Source organism: Halostagnicola sp. A56, from assembly GCF_000691505.1.
Lineage (GTDB): Archaea > Halobacteriota > Halobacteria > Halobacteriales > Natrialbaceae > Halostagnicola.
The window spans coordinates 22,374-41,037 of record NZ_JMIP02000010.1; the positions used below are offsets into that span (position 1 = coordinate 22,374).

An 18,664-nucleotide genomic window follows, 5' to 3' on the forward strand; every position below is an offset into this window, starting at 1 on the left:
CTCGTCGTCGGAAATACGCTCACACCGCTCCGTTAGAGGTCGTGGTGTTCCCGCTGCTGTTCTCGTTCGCGCCGGGACCGACCGAGGGCGGCCCGGGCGCCCTGTTCGTCGGGATTGCCGGCGCGTTCGCAAGTCTGCCCGGCGGGCGAGTTCTCGGCGCGGTCTTCTTCCTCGTCGTTCTCCTCGCGGCCCTGACGAGCCTGATTAGTATGCTCGAGATTCCGGTCTCGTTGCTGGTCGACGAGTTCGATATTGAGCGGTCGCGGGCGACCCGGGGACTCTTCGCGCTGGTCGCGGTCACCGGCGGCGTGAACGCGTTCAGCCCCGCGGTGTTTACGCTGTTCGCGAACCACCTCGTCGATCTCCTCCTCGTACTCGGTCTGACCGGGTTCATGGTGTACACGGCCTGGGTCCTCGGTCCGGCCGCGGTCGAGGAGTACCTCGAAGGGGCGGGGCGGCTCTCGCGCCCGCTTGCGATCCCGTGGCGATACGCGATCGGTACCCTCTTCCCGGCGTTTCTTCTCTTTACGTTCTACGCCGACGTCACGTCTCTGGTCGGGCTTTCAGCGGGAACGGATCTGCTCTTGGTCGTGACGCTGCTGACGGTGGTGGCGCTCGTCGTCGCGGCTCGCCGTTCCGTCTCCGAAAACCCACCGCAGCCGAGCGAGAGTGCGGACTGACCGAGGCGCACAGCCCGAATCGACCCCTTCCAATGTCGTTCGGAAGACGTTCTGCGTCTCCCGTGACTGAGCGACGCTTCGATTCACGATTTCTGGAACGTTTCGTGTTCGCTCGAGGACGAACAAGTCGAGACACCGTCGGAACCGCACAGTCGCTCGAGTTCGTCTATCGGGTCTGTCCCGGAGCGGTGGTCGTCCTGCGGAGTTCCGCTCACCCCTCGTCAACTCCGGAAAAACTGGATCATAGTTCGGCGCTGTCTCGCCGTCCCGTCTCGAGTGATACTCAGCTTTGGGGGAACTCCAACGGTCGTAGCAGTGCGTGCGTTTTTAGGCCAGTCGCGGGTGCTCGACCGACAATCCACCCTCGAGTAATCGAAGCGGGCGGTACGAATTTTCGGGTGTGAAACGGTTTTCGAGCAGGTCCCCTCGGTGTAGTCGACCGAGCGGCTCGATCGTGCTCGAGGAGGGTATCCGAGATCCGAACCGAAGACGAGAAACGAACCGAGCCTATTGGCTGGCCAGCTATACCGTCGTCTGTGGGGCAATATTCATTGCCCCTCGGGCGTTCGTTTTGCATGGTCGGAAACCTCGTGCAGAGGGTGACCCGGCCCCGGCGTGCTATGGACACGTCGGACCTTTTAGTCCGAAGGAGCGGGTCGATTGAGTCTTGAGGCTCATTTCATAAATAGCTTCCTAACGGTTTACAATCAACCGACAACGGTACAACGGTAAATTAAAACGATAATATTTCGTTATCGGACGTATCGGTAGACCTATGACCGCTAATCTAACCACTATAGATGTGGTACGACAACGAGCAGACTGGATGCGTCCAGTTGATGAGCGCATCATGGAAACGATGCGGGATGAGGGAAATCTCACCCCACAAGCTGTGGAAAATTTCGATGTCTGCTCGCGTAGTCACGCCAGTGTCCGTCTTTCTAAACTCAACAAATACGGGTTAGTCGATCGGATTGCACAAGGTCTCTACCGGCTCAATGAACACGGGCGTGCCTTCCTCGACGAAGATCTCGATGCGAGTGAACTCGAACCTGCCGCAGATTCCGAATAAGATCTCTGGTTGGGGTACGTACTCAGGAGGCAATTACTCCGTGGTGAACACAGGCTCTATATCTCGTACTGTCTTGTGATGATCTGACCAGCATTCCATGTGAAAGACTGGGTGTACTAACACTATTGGGGTCTCTATAGTGGGTTCCAATTATGCACATGGTGTTCTCGATCTCGTGTGTATATTCGGGAAACCGGATTTGCCGGCGTACAACCCCAAGGGAATAGACCAATGATGTCTGAGAATGAGTGATTGTGTCAAAAACAGCGCTAACACTGGGGGAGGCTATTAGCATCATTTCCGATTGCATCGCATATTGGAGAACCTATCCAATCTACTATCCCAAATACTATCGCAGATATAATCACTAATGAGATAATTACAACGATCGTTACGAGAATTATGTAATTTTCACTCATAGTCATGAGTACTGTTTCTCGAACTCGTCGGAGATGGACTTGTAATAGATGAGTGGGAACTAACTTCTACAGATGAGCGTTCAATATTAATTTCTGGAGTGATATGATACGCAGCCTRMRKCMTMSASKACGMTGGTCGAGGGCGGCTATCTCTCGGAAGCGGCATCCCGGCGTATCAGTAGCGATCGAATAAGCGGATTGGTTCGCTCACTCCATCGTGTTCAGATGAGCTGATACCACGAAAAGGTCAACGGCCTCAGCCACTCGTCACCTGTTTCCGTGTACGCATTACTAGAATAGTTTGGAATCGAATGAATTCTCGGCACTATCTAGTTTAGCACCTTCGCTGGTGTTGGTAAGGTAAGTAACTAATTCGACCGTTTCATAATATAGTAATGCACAAACTATTCAATCTAGTCTCTGACGCTCATCCGACTGCCCACCCACGAGTTATAGGAGCTGTCAACGCGCATCTTCAAGGTGTGAACCACTTTTCGATTAGGTTTCGATCACCGCAGTCAAGCTAACTGCCCAATCCTAACCGAGAGAGGGCAACCAGATAGCCGTAGCAATCGACAAGATAGACAGTATCACCGAGATCGTGTTTCTCGGTTACTCGATGAAGGAACGCAACGGCTGGATCGGTGCCTCGTCGTCCGAATACTGCGACATCGCGAATAAGCCTCGAGTCTAGGTTGATTGCATCGTATACCCAAGACCAGTCGCAGTTTATCTCGACAGCAGTTTTATCAATAGCGACCCGCGACGGCTGTGCCGTCGGCGGGTCTGTCACGCTGTCAGCCAGTCGATGTACCCAGTACCAGATTGCATGATGAGAGCGTTCGACGCCGATAAAGGGAAGAATCGCTTGTGTCTCTCGGAGTGAACAACCGGTCGCGTGGAGGCAGACGGCGAACACCCTGACGGACGTCGCCGTCTGCTTACGCTTCTCACATTCATCAATCGTCTCGTACGTGTAGCCCCGATCGTCCAGTTGCGGATAGAGGTGCTGTGGTGCACGATCGTTGCGTTGGACGAGTACCACCTCATCCCCCAGGTCGGCAAGTCGCTCGAGCGCGTTCTCCAGTGGTTGCGGCGGCAGCTCTCTGGCGTCGAGCGTTTCGAGCGGTCGATCAGTGGGTGCTTCGACTTCATCGACGTACGAGGTGATCGCCGGCATAGGTGCTGGTGAGACCGAAACGGACGAACACTTTGCCCCGAATGTATTCGAGACGACTGGGATTCGAGACGACCGACAGACGATGTGAGATACCATTCGTTCCTGACAGGCGGGAATTCGGCTGCCCACTTATCTTATCAGTCTGCGTAAATAGAATCGAGAATAATGTCTAGCACCCACGACGACGCACAGCCCGTTACCGACCGGATCCACGACACCTCGTGGTCGGCGAACCTCGAGAAGCCGGAACACGACGACGACCGCCAGCTGGTGGTCGACCAGGCATTCTCGGCGATCGAACACACTGCACCCCACAACCTCGGAGGATGGTTTTGATGTGTGCCTTCAGTCCAATAAGTTAGTAAAAGAAATAAAGAATGGTGTGCCAATATGCATTTTTAATATAATAAGGACGTTTCTGCAGGATGCGCGGGATATAGTTACGGCTCTTACCGACCGATGCAGGCAGTCAAGAACCGGACCCAGTTGTTGTCCAATATAATATTGAATGAATTGTGACCGACCATCTGGAGGATGAATAGCAATCTTTAATATTTTTCCCACTTAACTTACTACATGAGCGTTGTTAGCGTCTCAATGCCTGAGGAACTACTTGAACGCATCGACCAGTTCGCAGACGACCACGATTATACTGGTCGCAGTGAGGTACTCCGAGAAGCAAGTCGGGATCTACTTAACGAATTTGACGACCAGAAACTCGAAGATCGTGAATTGATGGGTGTCGTAACAGTTGTTTTCGACTACGAGACGACGAGTGTTGAAGAGAAAATGATGCATCTACGCCATGAACACGAGGATATCGTCGCTTCGAACTTCCATAGTCACGTCGGCGGCCATCATTGCATGGAGCTTTTCGTGTTAGAAGGATCTCTCGAAGAGATATCGACGTTCGTCGGGAAGATCCGAGCGACGAAGGACACGCTCACAATCGACTACTCAGTGCTACCCGTCGACGACTTCGGCCCGCTGGCCGATATGAACTGATACTGTTCTGCCCCTTCCGGCGAGCCCACTTCCTTCCGCTCGTTCTACTCGCTCCGGTCAGTGGGCTCGTCGACATCCCACTCGCTCCCTGCGGTCGCTCGCGGGATTCTCGCTGAATTCACGCCGAGTCTAGCAACATCTACGAACACTATACACTATTAGTATTAACTCTCTTTGATAGAACCACAGTTATTATTAGAACTACTTCTAGAGTTAGCAATACTGATGGTTCAAATCTCGCGCCGAAGTCTACTCCAGAAGGCAGGCGCAATCACGATTACTGCGACGGGAATTGCTGGCTGTCTCGGTCAAGGGGGCGGATCACTCGATTCCGTCACGGTCGCGTACGTCCCGATTTACCCAAACATGCAACACTACGTGATGGAACAAGAGGACTATTACGAGGACGTTCCAGCAGATGTCACAATAGAGCGATTCAGTTCTGGCCCCAGCGTTGTCAAGGCGTTCGCGAGCGGGGACGTCGACGTCGCGCTCTTCGGGATCACTCCTGCGATGGTTCTCGTCGACAAAGGCACCGACGCCGGTATCCTCGCGGCAAACTCGAGAAATGGCTTCAAGGTCATGGGAACAACCGAACTCGTCGACCGTTACGAACAGGAAGGGCCAGCCATGTTCGAGCGCTTCGAGCAGGAGCATGGTCGCAAGATACGGTTCGGTGCCCCACCGGACGGGAGCGTCCCCGACATCGTCCTCCGATACTGGATTCAGGAGGACTTGGACGTCGGTGAGATGGAGTCCGCAATCAACAAGTCGAAAGTCCCACCAGCGAAGGCGGTCCAGACGATCCAATCGGGCGACATCGACGCGACGATCATCCAGGAGCCGTTCGCGACGATTATCGCCCAGGATGACGGCTTCGGCGAACTCGTCTGGTCCGGAGATATACTGGAAGACCACCCGGTCACGGTGCTGTTCGCGAACCAGCAAGTGCTCGACGACAGCGAAGTCGCGCAATCGCTGGTCGAACAGCACATGGGGGCGACTGAGTTTACGGCGGATTCACCGGATGAAGCCGCCGCCCACGCCGCCTCGATCATCGGCTCAGGCGTGAGCGAGAACCTCGCGACGGCGGCCATGGACTCACAGGCCTCTGATTTCTTCTCGGACCCGCACGCGATCACCGACCAGGCCGCGACGATGGGTGAGTTCGTCGCCAACGTCGGCAACATCGAGGAATCGGTCGCGGCTGAGAATCTGTTCGCGTTCGACCCCTATGACGCCATCCAAGAATGAGTACGCGTACCGACACTAGTTCCAACGCAGTGGTCGGCGGCAGCTTCGAGGGGGACCTACGGCGGTATCTGCGCGGCCTGGGCGGGCTTCTCGTGTTCTTGCTCGTCTGGTGGGTCGGCGCGATGACGACCCAGCCGTCGTATCTAGTGCCGGGCCCTCTGGATTCTGTACGCGCGTTTATCGACCTATTCGCGACCTCGACTGCGATTGTGGTCCCCGTCTTGGGATCGAATCTAGTACTACCGACCGGGCTCGCGCACCTGGCACAGACGTTGTTCCACTACGTCCCCGGACTCCTTCTCGGTGCCAGTTGTGGTATCGGTCTTGGACTGGCGATGGGCTGGAACGGCGTACTCGACGATTGGTTGCGGCCACTCGTCCGGTTGCTTCGGCCCATCCCGCCGCTGGCGTGGGTCGTCTTCGCCATCGTCTGGTTCGGCATCCACCACACCGGCGCCGCGTTCATCGTCTTCGTCGGCGCGTTCTGGATCAACTTCTACGGCGCGTATGGTGGCGTCGAGGGCGTGTCGAGCGAACTCACCGATGCCGCGTCGACGCTCGGCGTGGAGCGCGATCTTTCGATGCTGAAACTCGTTGCACTCCCGAGCGCTGCTCCCCAGGTGTTGACCGGCTTCCGGACGAGTATCGGTCGCTGCTGGATGATCGTCGTCGGTGCCGAGTTGTTCGGAGCGCCCGGTGTCGGCTACGAGATCATCAACGCCTCGAATAACCTGGCAATGGCGACCAGCGTCGCCTATATGTTCCTGATCAGCCTGGCGTTCCTCTCTATGGACGTCGGGTTCCGACTACTCGAACGGAGGGTCCTCGCATGGCGCTGAGTTCGGGCTCATCCTCCAGTCGAGACTCACGTGAGAAGATCACTATCCAGAACGTCAGCAAGTCCTACGAGTCAACGCAAGCGCTCGCAAACGTCTCGTTCTCGGTTTTGGAGGGCGAATTCTGTTGTGTCGTCGGTCCGTCCGGATGTGGGAAGACGACGCTGTTGCGAGCAATCGCCGGGCTTGACGATCCGGATGGTGGTTCGATACTGGTCGGTGGAGACCCGGTTACCGGTCCTGGGCTGAACAGGGGAATGGTCTTTCAGGAGTACGCACTATTTCCCTGGCGAACTGTCCGCGGGAATATCCGGTTTGGCCTCGACCGGCCCGCCTGTGACTGTCCCAACTGCGAGGCACGGGTCCGGGAGTTGATCGACCTGGTGGGGCTCAAGGGCTTCGAGGATGCATACCCGAAAGAACTGTCCGGCGGTATGAAACAGCGCGTCGGTATCGCTCGCGCGCTTGCCCCCGATCCGGAGATCCTCTTGCTGGACGAACCGTTCGGTAGTGTCGACGCTCGGACACGCGACCGCCTTCACGCCGAATTGCTCGATATCTGGGCGCAGACCGGACAGACCGTCGTGTTCGTCACGCACGACATCGACGAGGCAGTGACCCTCGCTGATCGCGTGGTAGTCATGGACGCCGACCCGGGAACCGTGCAGTCGACGTTCTCTATTGACCTAGAACGCCCACGTGAACGGACCTCTCGTGACTTCGTGGACCACGTCGCGCAAATTAGGGATGAGCTCGGAAGTCCTGTCGACACTAGCCACTGATACACTCTTACAGTAAGATTACCAAGAGTACCTTAACAAACCACCATATCTATTATCTTCGAGACAATTTTTAATATATGCCAATTGTGAGCTCCTCGATGACGGAGCGACTCCGGGACGATCTCGATACGTTTGCGCAAGAACACGGCTACACCGGCCGGAGTGAGGTCATCCGCGAAGCGTGCCAGTCACTGCTCGAAGAGTACCAAGAGACAGACGACGAGGATCGGCGGGTGTTGGCGACAGTTACTGCCGTCTTCGGATACGACGAACCGGAGATCGAACGCCGGATGATGGATATCCGCCACGAATTTGATGGGGCGGTCCGGTCGAACTCCCACAATTGCTTGGAAGATAACGCTGGTTGTGTCGAGACATTCGTCATCGAAGCCGCGTACGACGACGCCCTGCGATTTATCGGGACCGTTCGAGGAGCAGACGAGTCGGTTTCGGTCGAATATACGGTCGTGCCTGTCGATGCGATGAACGCAGAGATCAGCGGGCAATAGGCTCGGGGTCGCTTGCGCCGACAGATGTGTCGCCATCTTCCCCTATCAAGACATGGCATCTTTCTATGTTCTATTTATTATCTTGGCTGAGCTAGTACAGCAACTTTATTATGACTGCTGCCAAGATTGGCAAACCAGACATGGCACACATTCACCTCGGAGAAGGCTCGTTCCCGCTATGGGCACTGGTACTCTGGACACTGCTTGGCGTCGGACTGATCAGTGCCGTAGTTTACCGAGTCCGGAAAGGCGGCATCAAGACACACCAAATCGCGCTCGCCGGCATCGGTGCGGCCGCGAGCTTCGCGATCTTCCAGCTGAACATCCCCGTGTGGGGTGGCATCCACATGAACCTTACCGGACTCGTGGGGATTCTTGCTGGACCGCTGCTCGGAGCGCTCATCGCACTGGTCGTCAACATCTTCTCGGCAGCGCTCGGCCACGGTGCAGTCGGCCTACTCGGCGCGAATACACTCGTCAATGCGAGCGAAGCTATCGTCGCCTACTACGCGTTCAAGACCCTGATGGGGATGGACTGGGACGTCTTCCCCGCCAGCGCCAGTGCCGCGACGCTCGGTCTCTCGGCAGGCGCGTTCCTGATGGGGGCGATCATCGTCGTCAGCGGCGTGAACGGGAGCGCACTGCCGCGTGGCGACCTGACGATCGCCGTTGCTGGTCTCGTCGGGCTCAACCTTGGCGTCGCCGTCATCGAGGGGATCCTGACAGGCTTCATCGTTCAGTTCCTCGCCTCCGTGCGCCCCGACCTCGTCGGCCTCGCCGACCGCGACACCCGCGACGAAACCACCGGGGTGACGGCCTGATGCAGCGCTGGAAGCAGTACGGCGGCTTGGCTACCCTCTTTGCGGCCTTCCTCGCCGCTGGCTACTGGGGCTTCACCGCGACCGGCGGGGCCCTGCCGTGGGCCAAGCGCTCCGCGAAAGCACTTCAGCGCGGCGTGCAGGACGGCGGCGGCGGACTCGTTGACTTCGGCCGCGGTATCGTCGTCGCCGGCCCCATCCGCAAAGGCGGGATGATGCTTGAATTCGGTGCTATCGTCGCCTTCATGGTTCTGCTCGGGCTTGGCCTGTACGTCTACGTCGACCGCTACGGGGGCTTCGAGGACGAGGAACGAGCGACACGGTAACCGTGACGACACTCTCGAACCACGTTCCCGATCCGCGGCTCATCACCGCGTTCGCCGAGCGGCGAGACGGACCGTTGCACCGCGTCAACCCATGGACGAAGGTCGGGGTTGTCGGCGCCCTCGTCCTCGCTGTCACGGTGTTCGACCGACTCGCGCTCTTGGCCGGATTGTACGGTGCCGTACTGGTGGTCTACGGACTCGCGGGGCTGCCCTTCTCACGGTTAGCTGGCTGGTACACGCTCCCGATGCTGTTCATTGTCTCGGTCGCCGGACCGCTGGCGTTTCTCGAACCGGGTACGCCAATCGGTGGCGCGCTCTCGACACCGCTCGGCGAACTCTCGGTCACGTGGGCAGGTCTCGTGCTCTTCGGGGAGCTCACCTGTCGGTCGCTCACGGTCGTCACCTTTGTCCTAACGGCGTCAATGACAACCAAATATACGGATGTCGCGTACATGCTCGGGCGATTGCTCCCGCGGCCAATCGACCAGATCGCGTTGCTCACCTACCGGTTCACGTTCGTTATGATCGAGACGCTCGAGGATCTGGTGAAAGCCGCGCTCTCCCGCGGCGCGAACTTCTCGGAGTTCTGGTCGAACAAACGGCTGTACGCCAGAATCCTCGGCATGACGATGCTGTCGGCTATCGAGCAGTCCGAACGACTCGTCAAATCGATGGAGGCCCGTGGCTACAACGGCGACATCACGCTGTACGGCGACGTCTCGCGGCCACCGATCTACGAACTATTCATCGTGGTCGGTTCGTACGTCGCTGTCGTCGGCTACGCAGCGGTCGCGGTCTACGGGGTGAGACTGTGAGTCGAGACGATTCACCGCTGGTCAATCTCCAGTGTGAGGCCCACACCTACCCCGACGGGACGGTCGGGATGCACGACGTCGACTTCTCGGTGTACCCCGACGAAGTCGTCGCACTCGTCGGTGGCAACGGCGCCGGGAAGTCGACACTCCTCGAACACCTGAACGCGACGCTCGTTCCCGACGACGGCGAACTCGTCGTCGACGGCACCCCGATCACCGAAGACAACAAGGAACATGCGCGGAAAAAAGTTGGCTTCGTCTTCCAGGACGCCGATACGCAACTCGTCGCGCCCACGGTCCTCGATGACGTGATGTTCGGCCTCCAGAACTACGGTGTCCCCGGTGACGAAGCGAGGGCACGCGCTCGTGAGGCGCTCGCGACCGTCGACGCGGCCCACCTCGAAGACCGGATTCCACACTACCTGAGCGGGGGCGAGAAACGCCTCGTCGGCCTCGCAGGCGTGCTCGTGCTCGAACCGAGCGTGGTCGTGCTGGACGAACCACTCGCAGGGCTCGATCCCGAGCGGTCCCAACTGGTCGCCGAACGCATCCAGCAGATTCACGAGGACGGTATCAGCGTCGTCCTGTCGACGCACGACCTCGAATTTGCCGCTGAAGTCGCAGATCGAGTCTGTGTGATGGCCGACGGCAACGTCGTTGGAAGCGGAACACCCCAAGAGGTGTTCTACGACGACGCGCTGTTAGACGAAGCGAATCTACACCCCCCGAGCCCAATTCGTGTGGCTCGCGATGCAGGGCTGGGGGCGACCGCACAGCCAGTGACGGAAGCGGATCTCGTGTCACTCCTCGCAACGACGGCAGGCGAAGCGGACTCGGGCCGAGTTACGTCTGCTGACGGCACAGCACCAAATCGATAGACAGATGCGCACGAGTTTTAATATCCCCGACGATCTCCTTGACGAATTCGACGACACGTGGCAGGCAGAGGGCTTGGATTCGCGTTCGCGTGGCGTTCGCGAGGCGATGCAGGAGTACATCGAGGGACACACCACATTGGAGGATATCGAAGGCGACGTTGTCGTCATCATCGCATTCGATTACGAACACGAAGCAGTCATCGAAGACATCCACAACGTGCAACACCAGTTTCAGGACGTCATCACGACCACGAATCACATTCATGAAGGAGAGTGGTGTCTCGAGACGGTCTTCTGCAGCGGCCCGGCGCCGCGTGTCCGAGACCTCACGTATCGCTTGCGCGATTTCGATGCGGTGAGTCGAGTGAAACTGATGCTCCTCGCTGAGCACTGAGCTGTACTCACGGCCGAGTCTGTTGAAATCCTCGACTGATGATGTTTTCCGACGAGCGTGCCGAAAGTAGGGCGCAAATCTATCACATAGAACCGGTCACATATTAGCCGTGTCAGCAGTGGGAACCGATTACAGACGTTTTGAAACGAGATAGGTGATGGCTGTCGCCGCGACCAGCGCCACGAGTAAGGCAACGCCAGTGAGTTCCGGATCAAACACGGTTTCGGCGGCAGGCCCGACAAGAACGAACGCACCAGCCCATACTGCTGCGTATTTCAAACGGCAAGCCATCCCTGGAACTCAGTAATAACAAATTCTTTCATGGCTGTGAGGAACTCTCTGGGGGACCACATACTAACTCCGAACAGTGTCCTCTGGTATGAATGCTCTGTACAAGTATCTGTGCTAAGACCGGTTATTGGGATGATCGACACCGCTGATGGATGCAGCCTCTGTATTTAACAGACGGCTTCTTTCAGTTCCTGAGAATTTCAACACCGAATCACGACTTGGTGGTCTTTTCAATGGGATCTCTGTCCAGTGAGGTAATCGAGTAGTCTACTGCCCGGACGTCCTGTACTGCCCGGACGGTGTTGACGAATTCGGATAGCGCCTCCGTGGTCCCCTCCAGGACGTACAGTTCCATACAGTACTGGTCCTGGACGTGTGCGTGGGTCGTCGCGGAGACGATAGCATCGTATTCGTGGCGGACTCCCGTGAGACGCTGTTGGACGGCGGGTTGACAGTACTCGAAGACCACCGTCACTGTACACGCGTGCTTCTGCCCGTCGATATCTTGCCCCTGAAACTCTTCGAGTAGCGTGCGTGTGCCTTCGCGGACGACCTCGCTTCGGCCACTGTACCCGTGTTCGTCGGCGAACGCGTCGATGCGTTCGAGTAACGCTTCGGGCATCGAGATGCTAACGACGCTCATGTACTAAGATTTTCTCTCGAGTTATTATTATCTGCTATGACTGGCAAGCTGGAACCATAATAATTAGTATTTTAGTGTAGTAGGTTCATAATTCGCGTATGGCGACCAACAACGACCCGACCCCGGTGACGATTCTCAGCGGAAGCCTCGGTGCCGGCAAGACGACGACGCTCAACCAGATTCTCAGTAGCGAGCGTGAACTGAACGCCGCAGTCGTCGTCAACGACATGGGCGAGGTGAACGTCGACGCTGACCTCGTTGAACGCGAATCCGAACTCACACAGAACGACGAGGAGATCATCGAGATGTCGAACGGCTGTATCTGCTGCCGTCTCCGTGGCGACATGCTCGACGAAGTGGGACGATTGGCCGACGAGCGAGACTTCGAATACCTCCTCGTGGAATCGTCCGGAATCAGCGAACCGATTCCGGTCGCCCAGACGTTCGCTCGCGGATTCGAGGACGCCGAGTTCGACCCCACGGGCGTCTACGAACTCGACACGATGGTCAGTGTCGTCGACGCACACAGCTTCTGGCAGGGTTTCGACTCCGGACAGGTGCTCACGGACGACGAACTGGAGCCACAGGGCGACCGTGTCCCCGAGGAAGCCCTCATGGACCAGATCGAATTCTGTGACGTCCTCCTGTTGAACAAGTGTGACCTCGTTCCGGACGACGAACTCGAGGAGATGGAGGCCGTCCTGAAGACGCTCCAACCGCGGGCGGAGATCGTTCGGACGGAACACGGCGCCGTCGATCCGGAGGAGATACTGAACACGGGTCGGTTCGACTTCGACGCCGTGAGCCAGTCCGCCGGGTGGAAGCGTGAACTCCAGCACGGACATCACCACGAGTCAGCCGCCGACGAACACGGGGTCACCTCGTTCGTCTTCGACGCCGACCGACCGTTCCATCCCGAGCGGATCGCTCGTCTCTTTGCCGAACTCCCCGATGGTATCGTTCGCGCGAAGGGCTTTTTCTGGTCCGCCGGTCGCGAAGACATCGCGATGGGGCTCGACAAAGCAGGCCAGTCGGTCCGGGCTGGTCCGAACGGGACGTGGATCGCTACGCTCCCGAAGGCCCAACAAGAGAAGTACCTCGCTGCCCGTCCCGGCATCAAAGAGGACTGGGACGACCAGTGGGGTGACCGCGGATCAGAGCTCGTGTTCATCGGTCGCGAATTCGATCAGGAGACACTGGTCGAGCGACTGGATGACTGTGTCCTCTCGGACGCAGAGATGGCGGAGGACTGGGACGAGTACCCGGACCCGTTCACCGCCGACGAACAGCGCGAGTTCGCACTGGCCGACGACTGATGGCCGTCGACGACCAACCCCCGGTCACGATCCTCAGCGGCGGACTCGGAGCCGGAAAGACGACCCTGCTCAATCACCTGCTCACGGTTGGCGGCGAGGAGTACGATATCGCCGTTCTCGTCAACGACGTCGGCGAGGTGAACGTCGACGCCAATCTCATCGAGAATGGCTCCGAACTCTCGATGGAAGATAAGGGTGTCACGGAGCTGTCAAACGGATGTATCTGCTGTGGGCTGCAGAACGAACTCGATCAGGAACTGAGACGCCTCGCGTTCGACGAGGAGTTCGACTATCTGGTCATCGAAGCCTCGGGTATCAGTGACCCCGTCCCCATTGCCCAGCGGTTCGTCTCGCCCGCACGTGCGTCGGCACTGTACGATCTCGATACGACCGTCACGGTGGTCGACGCCGCACAGTTCCATCGGGCGTTCGTCGATGGCCGCTCACTTAAGTCGACAGACGACGCCCGGCCGCTGTCGGACCTCCTCGCCGAGCAAGTCGAGTTCTGCGACGTACTAGTCCTCAACAAGTGCGATCTCGTCTCCGAGACAGAGCGCGAAGCGGTCGAGCGCGTCGTCCGAACACTCCATCCCGGGGTCGACATCGTCCGAGCGACCGAAAGCAGCGTCGACCCGGAACGAGTTCTCGGAACGAGCCGGTTCGACAAGGACGAAGCGCAACACTCAGCCCGGTGGAAACAGGCGCTCTCCCTCAACCACGGAGACGGGATGGCTTCTGACGCTAGTGATCACGACGGCGTCGAAACAGAATCAGACAACCACAGTCACGACCATGGACATGGAGACCACCACGACGACCACGATCACCGTCACCCGCCTGAGGAGTTCGGTGTGGACTCGTTCGTCTACGAGCGCCACCGACCGTTCCACCCTGAACCATTCAGCGAGTGGCTTCGTTCGTTCCCCGAATCCGTCGTCAGAGCGAAAGGGCATGTATGGGTTGCAGGACGAGAACGCTATGCGCTTGACCTGAGTCAGGCGGGCACGCAGATCCACGTCGAGGTCAACGGCCGGTGGGCGGTGACGCTCCCCGAGTTTCAGCGCGAGTCCTATCGCGAATCGCGGGCGGACCTCCACTGGGACGAACAGTGGGGTGACCGCGAAGTGAAACTCGTCTTCATCGGCGCTGGAATGGACGAATCCTATATCACCGACACCCTCGACGACTGCCTCGTTTCAGAGGCTGAAATGGACGAGGACTGGGACGGGTTCGAGAATCCGTTCCCAGGGACGATGGAGTGGTCGCAGTCCCCGATGGAACAACGCCTCGTGGTAGGTGACCGACAGTGATCCGAAATCGTCGCGAACTCCCTCCAGCAGAGGACCGACGGACGACAGATGCTGGCGGCCACGACTGTATTGACCCGCTGGGCGTGGCCATCGTAACCGTGTCCTCGTCCCGCGGGGGTGGCGTCGAAAAGACGCCGCCCGATCCCAGTGGCGACGCCATTGCGAGTATCCTCGTCGAAGCAGGTCACGTCGTCACGTCACGCCGGATGGTTCCGGACGACTACGTCCGGATCAAGACCACAGTGAGCGAGTGCCTGGATCGGCCGGCCGTCGACCTCGTCGTCACCACGGGCGGGACGGGCGTCACCGTCGACGACATCACTCCGGACGCGGTGAGTGAGCTCTTCGACCCCGAACTGCCGGGCTTCGGCGAGGCGTTCAGATGGCTCTCGTGGGAGGAGGTACGAACGCGTATCGTCTCGAGCCGTGCGACAGCGGGCATCGCCCGCGACGTACCAGTGTTCGTGCTACCGGGAGTGTGAATGCTGTCGAACTCGCCACGGCGGAGATTATCGCAGCGGAAGCTCCACATCTCGCCGGGCTTGCAACCCGGCATACGGTCGGTGAGACTAATGAATAGATACGGAACCGAAGTCTTAGACTCGGCGGGGGAACGTAAACGATGACACTCTACGGACTCGGGCTGGGACCGGGTGCGACCGACCTGCTCACGGTTCGCGGCAAGCGACGACTCGAATCGGTCGACGTCGTCTACTCACCAGGACGACTGTCACGGCACGTTGCAGCAGAGTACGTTCCCGAATCAAAACTGAGTGACCTCGAGTTCCCGATGACGACCGATCCCGAAGAACTGCAGGCAGCGTGGAAGACGGCGGCCGCGGAAGTCGCGCCGAAAGCACGAGACGCCGACGCGGCCTTCGTCACGCTCGGCGATCCATGTGTTTACTCGACGTTCGGACACCTGCGTCGGACGCTTCGTGATCAGCATCCCACCGTCGACATCGAAGTCGTTCCCGGTGTCAGCAGTGTGACGGCGTTCGCCTCGGTCCTCGGGGTCGACATCAACGCCGGTGCGGAGCTGACGCTACGCGAGGCGACCGACGGGGCAGCACCGATCGGTCCGAATCGGTTGATCCTGTTCAAAGTGACTGACGCAGCGACGACCTACGAAAAGATGACTGAAGCAGGGTACGAGGTGACTTTCGGTCGGCGACTCTTCATGGATACCGAAGAAGCCCTAGTTACGGACGATCCCGACGAATTGATCGATCGAGACTACTACACGCTCGCGTACGCTGAGAAACGGGAGGCGATTGGGCCTGAGTGATGCGCGGACGCTGTTGGTTGTCCGTGTAGGACCACGGTGAGGCGGCCTCAGGCGGTGACGCCGAGGATGTCTAGCTCTTCAGCGGAGTATTCGGCGCGGAGTTCTTCCGTCGAGTGTTCTTCGAGAACCTCCGCTCGCTCTTCGTCACTCATCTCGGTCGGGTCGCTGAAGCAGTGGCACATTGCAACCGTATCTGGACGCTACAGCTACTAAATGCCTGTTAGCACGCTTCTCAGGCTTATGTAATACGGGATTTGGGATAGTAACGATTAGCAATTCTAGGGCCCACATTAGTTATCCAGCTATAAGCCAGTAAGAATCTCTCCCACCCATCGAGATATTATTAACTCTAGAGTCCAAAATCATAGCTCTTATTATCTAGTGAGCCAATGTTAACAATACATGCCGCAGTACACTCGACGACGACTCATCGCGACTGGACTCGGTGTCGCCACGATCAGTGCTTCCGCGGGTTGCCTGGGCGATAGCAACTCGGCTCCGCAGCCAACGGCCCGGAGAGACCCGAGACGGGCTCGAAGCCGACGGAGGCGAGCGAGAGTGACCGTCGACGGACCGGGCACCGACCCCGCGTCGAGCGGGCCACAGCCCTACGAATACGTGATCATCGGTGGCGGTATTCACGGAACCTGCCTGGCGAACTACCTCCTCGCGGAGAGCGGACACACTCACCAGGACCTCTGTCTCGTCGAACCTCGCGAGCAGTTACTCGCGTCGTTCGCGACGAAGGCCCGTCAGTGTGGAATGCGGACGCTCCGGTCGACGTTCGTCCACCACATCGACACGGAGCCGTTCTCGCTCGAATCGTTCGCGGAGGGGGCGGATCGAGAAGACGAACTCGTCTCGACGGAAGACTATCTGAGTCGACCGACGCTCAAGCTCTTCCTCGACCACGCTCGATACGTTATTAACCGGCGTGACATCGACGATTGTCACCTCCAGTCGAGGGTGACGGGAGTTACCAGAACTGGGGCCGATGACCTACTCGAAGTACAGACGGATGCGGGGACACTCGAAGCACGGCACGTCGTTCTAGCCATCGGACTCGGTGGCCCGCGGACGGTCCCGGCGTGGTCGACATCGCTCCCCGAGGACGCACCGCTCGCACACGTCTGGGACGACGAGTTCGACCCGACGACGGCAGCGGAGTTTTCGGGACAGACGTTCGTCGTTGGGGGTGGCATCACCGCTGCGCAACTCGCCTGCAGTCTCTCGGAACACACGGACGTGACACTCCTTTCGCGTCACGACCTCGAGTTCGAACTAACCGAAGCCGATCCGTACTGGATCAACTGGCGACACATCGAACAGGAGATTCACACGCTTCCGTCGGGGTCGAAGGCACGTCTTGATCGGATTCGAGCTGTCCGCAACGACGCGATGATCCCACCGTACGTCGAGCGTCGATTAAACGAGGCCTGCGACTGTGACGGCCTCGACATCCGGCGGGGCGAGATCACGTCTGCATACGCGACAGACGATGGATTACTCGTGCGGTTCGACGACGGCACGACCGCAACGAATGCGCAGGTCGTCCTCGCGACCGGACTCGATCCGGTCCCGGAACACCCAGTAGTCGGATCCGTCGCCGAATCGTTGTCACTTGAGCGTGGGGCCGACGGCTTTCCGATCCTCGACGACCGGACGCTCGCGTGGCGAGGGACCGACGGAACCCGTTCTGCGGTGTACGTTTCGGGAGCGCTCGCAGAACCCAGCGTCGGTCCCTTCGCCCGGAACATCGTCGGTGCTCGTCGAGTCGCGGAGCGACTCCTCGCGTCACGACAGGGGCCCGGTTCGGAGCGAGCACCGTCGGCTGCCAGAGGGAGGTCCTGAAATGCCGTCGAACGACCTCACGCTCGCGTTCTCGTTACAGGCTCTCGAGCAGCTCGGACGACCGAACCGAGTACTCTAAGACGCCGCGACCTGGACGAGCCACATCGGAATCGTCTCCTCGGAGTCGTCCTTCGTCGAACGACGGCGAGTCCGAGAGGTGGGATACCAGCAGGACTTCGTATCGTGTCGTGTCCGCGTCCGATCGAAGAGGCGCTCTCGAGTCTTCGAAGACACTTCGAAACGGAACGGTATACGTGTTCGTCGGGACGGACGAGACCGGAGGGATAGTGGAGAAGATGCCCGACTGGTCGTACCAATCAGTGACGGAGGCTGCAACGGCTACGGACTGGCGGCTTGGGACTCTGTCCTCAACTGGCGGCGACTGGCCCTGACGAGAAAACGGAGATTTCGAGTGGATTCGTACCGAACTGTCCGCTCAGTGGTTCTCGTGGATGTGGTTGCGCAGCGCGTCGGTCTCGTCGAACTGCTCGTTACACTCAGCACACGTGTTGTGGTGAAGTGCGACGTGCTGGGTCACTCCGGCGGCGCTCTGGAACTGTGCATCGCAACTGGAGCAGGTGTACGACATTACATTAATAATTGAGGCTCCGAGCCAATAAAAGGATTATTAAAAACTGGGTCAGAGAGATTGATACGGACTAGTAAATCGAGTCATTTGCTAACTAAGATTGTCCGGCTGGGATGTGAAGAAGTCCGCCCCAATCAGAGCTAGGTCAGCTCTTTTGCCCGTTTACGGAGAGGCTGTGCGAGACTTCTGTCGCTGACCAGCGTTTCGAGCTCGTTCATCGCCCGGCGCTGACCGATAGCGTTCAGTGCCTGACGACGATACCGCCCGTCGAGACCGTTCGTGACTACGATGAGGCGAAGTTGTGTGGTTGCTCCAGCCTCCGCGAGTCCGTTGATGGCGTCTTCCCGAGCGTGACGCTGCACGTTCTTGTCGACGACCGTCAGAAAGAGCGAGCGTGGTGAGGACATC

General features: G+C 58.6%; 19 protein-coding genes and 6 pseudogenes. 18 read left to right on the plus strand and 7 right to left on the minus strand.

Annotated elements, in window-relative coordinates; translation table 11 throughout:
• Window positions 1-38: 38 nt before the first annotated feature.
• A pseudogene (locus tag EL22_RS00350) lies at window positions 39-680 on the plus strand (sodium-dependent transporter); the annotation flags it as partial.
• 83 nt (window positions 681-763) lie between these two features.
• On the opposite strand, the gene EL22_RS18895 reads toward EL22_RS00350, so the two are convergent.
• A complete protein-coding gene (locus tag EL22_RS18895; protein WP_255349649.1) occupies window positions 764-895 on the minus strand; it encodes a hypothetical protein in 132 nt (43 codons plus the stop codon).
• Window positions 896-1,506: 611 nt separating this feature from the next.
• On the opposite strand from EL22_RS18895, the gene EL22_RS00355 reads away from it, so the two are divergent.
• Entirely contained in the window at window positions 1,507-1,752 is a 246-nt protein-coding gene (locus EL22_RS00355; RefSeq protein WP_050049660.1) for a hypothetical protein, read from the plus strand.
• A gap of 787 nt (window positions 1,753-2,539) precedes the next feature.
• Here the strand turns inward: EL22_RS00355 and EL22_RS00360 are convergent.
• Together EL22_RS00360 and EL22_RS19230 are read right to left on the minus strand one after the other, a co-directional pair.
• Window positions 2,540-3,165, minus strand: a pseudogene (locus EL22_RS00360) (IS6 family transposase).
• Window positions 3,166-3,186: 21 nt separating this feature from the next.
• Window positions 3,187-3,447: pseudogene (locus EL22_RS19230) on the minus strand (hypothetical protein); the annotation flags it as partial.
• A gap of 69 nt (window positions 3,448-3,516) precedes the next feature.
• Between EL22_RS19230 and EL22_RS16945 the strand changes: the two are divergent.
• The 11 genes and pseudogenes from EL22_RS16945 to EL22_RS00410 form a co-directional block, all read left to right on the plus strand.
• Window positions 3,517-3,669, plus strand: a pseudogene (locus EL22_RS16945) (CGCGG family rSAM-modified RiPP protein); the annotation flags it as partial.
• Window positions 3,670-3,927: 258 nt separating this feature from the next.
• Complete coding sequence (locus tag EL22_RS00365; RefSeq protein ID WP_050049626.1) at window positions 3,928-4,356, plus strand: CopG family ribbon-helix-helix protein; 429 nt, start codon at window positions 3,928-3,930, stop codon at window positions 4,354-4,356.
• A 225-nt stretch (window positions 4,357-4,581) separates the two neighbouring features.
• Window positions 4,582-5,610 carry an ABC transporter substrate-binding protein gene (locus EL22_RS00370; protein ID WP_082146621.1) on the plus strand — a complete coding sequence of 343 codons (1,029 nt, stop codon included), beginning with the start codon at window positions 4,582-4,584 and terminating at the stop codon, window positions 5,608-5,610.
• A complete protein-coding gene (locus EL22_RS00375; protein ID WP_050049628.1) occupies window positions 5,607-6,449 on the plus strand; it encodes an ABC transporter permease in 843 nt (280 codons plus the stop codon). Before EL22_RS00370 ends, EL22_RS00375 begins: the two co-directional genes overlap by 4 nt.
• Window positions 6,440-7,228: an ABC transporter ATP-binding protein gene (locus EL22_RS00380; protein ID WP_050049629.1), complete on the plus strand. Its 789-nt coding sequence runs from the start codon at window positions 6,440-6,442 to the stop codon at window positions 7,226-7,228. The genes EL22_RS00375 and EL22_RS00380 overlap by 10 nt, the downstream gene beginning before the upstream one ends.
• A gap of 98 nt (window positions 7,229-7,326) precedes the next feature.
• A complete protein-coding gene (locus EL22_RS00385) occupies window positions 7,327-7,737 on the plus strand; it encodes a CopG family ribbon-helix-helix protein (RefSeq protein WP_050049661.1) in 411 nt (136 codons plus the stop codon).
• Window positions 7,738-7,877: 140 nt separating this feature from the next.
• On the plus strand, window positions 7,878-8,558 hold the full coding sequence (locus tag EL22_RS00390; RefSeq protein WP_050049630.1) for an energy-coupling factor ABC transporter permease: 681 nt from the start codon (window positions 7,878-7,880) through the stop codon (window positions 8,556-8,558).
• A complete protein-coding gene (locus EL22_RS00395) occupies window positions 8,558-8,881 on the plus strand; it encodes a hypothetical protein (protein ID WP_050049631.1) in 324 nt (107 codons plus the stop codon). The genes EL22_RS00390 and EL22_RS00395 overlap by 1 nt, the downstream gene beginning before the upstream one ends.
• A 2-nt stretch (window positions 8,882-8,883) precedes the next feature.
• Window positions 8,884-9,696, plus strand: a complete 813-nt coding sequence (locus tag EL22_RS00400; protein WP_050049632.1) for an energy-coupling factor transporter transmembrane protein EcfT — start codon at window positions 8,884-8,886, stop codon at window positions 9,694-9,696.
• 68 nt (window positions 9,697-9,764) lie between these two features.
• Window positions 9,765-10,574 carry an ABC transporter ATP-binding protein gene (locus EL22_RS00405; RefSeq protein WP_082146622.1) on the plus strand — a complete coding sequence of 270 codons (810 nt, stop codon included), beginning with the start codon at window positions 9,765-9,767 and terminating at the stop codon, window positions 10,572-10,574.
• 4 nt (window positions 10,575-10,578) lie between these two features.
• The gene (locus EL22_RS00410; protein ID WP_050049634.1) at window positions 10,579-10,968 is read left to right on the plus strand and encodes a CopG family ribbon-helix-helix protein; all 390 of its coding nucleotides are present in this window, start codon (window positions 10,579-10,581) and stop codon (window positions 10,966-10,968) included.
• A gap of 129 nt (window positions 10,969-11,097) precedes the next feature.
• On the opposite strand, the gene EL22_RS16950 is transcribed toward EL22_RS00410, so the two are convergent.
• On the minus strand, window positions 11,098-11,247 hold the full coding sequence (locus EL22_RS16950; protein ID WP_156184019.1) for a hypothetical protein: 150 nt from the start codon (window positions 11,245-11,247) through the stop codon (window positions 11,098-11,100).
• Window positions 11,248-11,470: 223 nt separating this feature from the next.
• The gene (locus EL22_RS00415; protein WP_050049635.1) at window positions 11,471-11,902 is read right to left on the minus strand and encodes a CopG family ribbon-helix-helix protein; all 432 of its coding nucleotides are present in this window, start codon (window positions 11,900-11,902) and stop codon (window positions 11,471-11,473) included.
• 98 nt (window positions 11,903-12,000) lie between these two features.
• On the opposite strand from EL22_RS00415, the gene EL22_RS00420 reads away from it, so the two are divergent.
• The 5 genes and pseudogenes from EL22_RS00420 (at window position 12,001) to EL22_RS00440 (ending at window position 17,667) form a co-directional block, all read left to right on the plus strand.
• Window positions 12,001-13,218, plus strand: coding sequence for a GTP-binding protein (locus tag EL22_RS00420; RefSeq protein ID WP_050049636.1), 1,218 nt, complete (start codon window positions 12,001-12,003; stop codon window positions 13,216-13,218).
• Window positions 13,218-14,528, plus strand: a complete 1,311-nt coding sequence (locus tag EL22_RS00425; RefSeq protein ID WP_050049637.1) for a GTP-binding protein — start codon at window positions 13,218-13,220, stop codon at window positions 14,526-14,528. Before EL22_RS00420 ends, EL22_RS00425 begins: the two co-directional genes overlap by 1 nt.
• Window positions 14,525-15,108 (plus strand): annotated as a pseudogene (locus EL22_RS00430) (molybdenum cofactor biosynthesis protein B). The gene EL22_RS00425 and the pseudogene EL22_RS00430 overlap by 4 nt, the downstream one beginning before the upstream one ends.
• Before the next feature lie 42 nt (window positions 15,109-15,150).
• Window positions 15,151-15,798 (plus strand): annotated as a pseudogene (locus EL22_RS00435) (cobalt-factor II C(20)-methyltransferase); the annotation flags it as partial.
• Between the two features lie 576 nt (window positions 15,799-16,374).
• Window positions 16,375-17,667, plus strand: a complete 1,293-nt coding sequence (locus tag EL22_RS00440; protein WP_050049639.1) for an FAD/NAD(P)-binding protein — start codon at window positions 16,375-16,377, stop codon at window positions 17,665-17,667.
• 436 nt (window positions 17,668-18,103) lie between these two features.
• Here EL22_RS00440 and EL22_RS17810 read toward each other — a convergent pair whose 3' ends face one another.
• Both EL22_RS17810 and EL22_RS00450 read right to left on the minus strand, forming a co-directional pair.
• On the minus strand, window positions 18,104-18,256 hold the full coding sequence (locus EL22_RS17810) for a hypothetical protein (RefSeq protein ID WP_197075811.1): 153 nt from the start codon (window positions 18,254-18,256) through the stop codon (window positions 18,104-18,106).
• A gap of 140 nt (window positions 18,257-18,396) precedes the next feature.
• Window positions 18,397-18,663: a hypothetical protein gene (locus EL22_RS00450; RefSeq protein WP_050049640.1), complete on the minus strand. Its 267-nt coding sequence runs from the start codon at window positions 18,661-18,663 to the stop codon at window positions 18,397-18,399.
• Window position 18,664 lies beyond the last annotated feature (1 nt).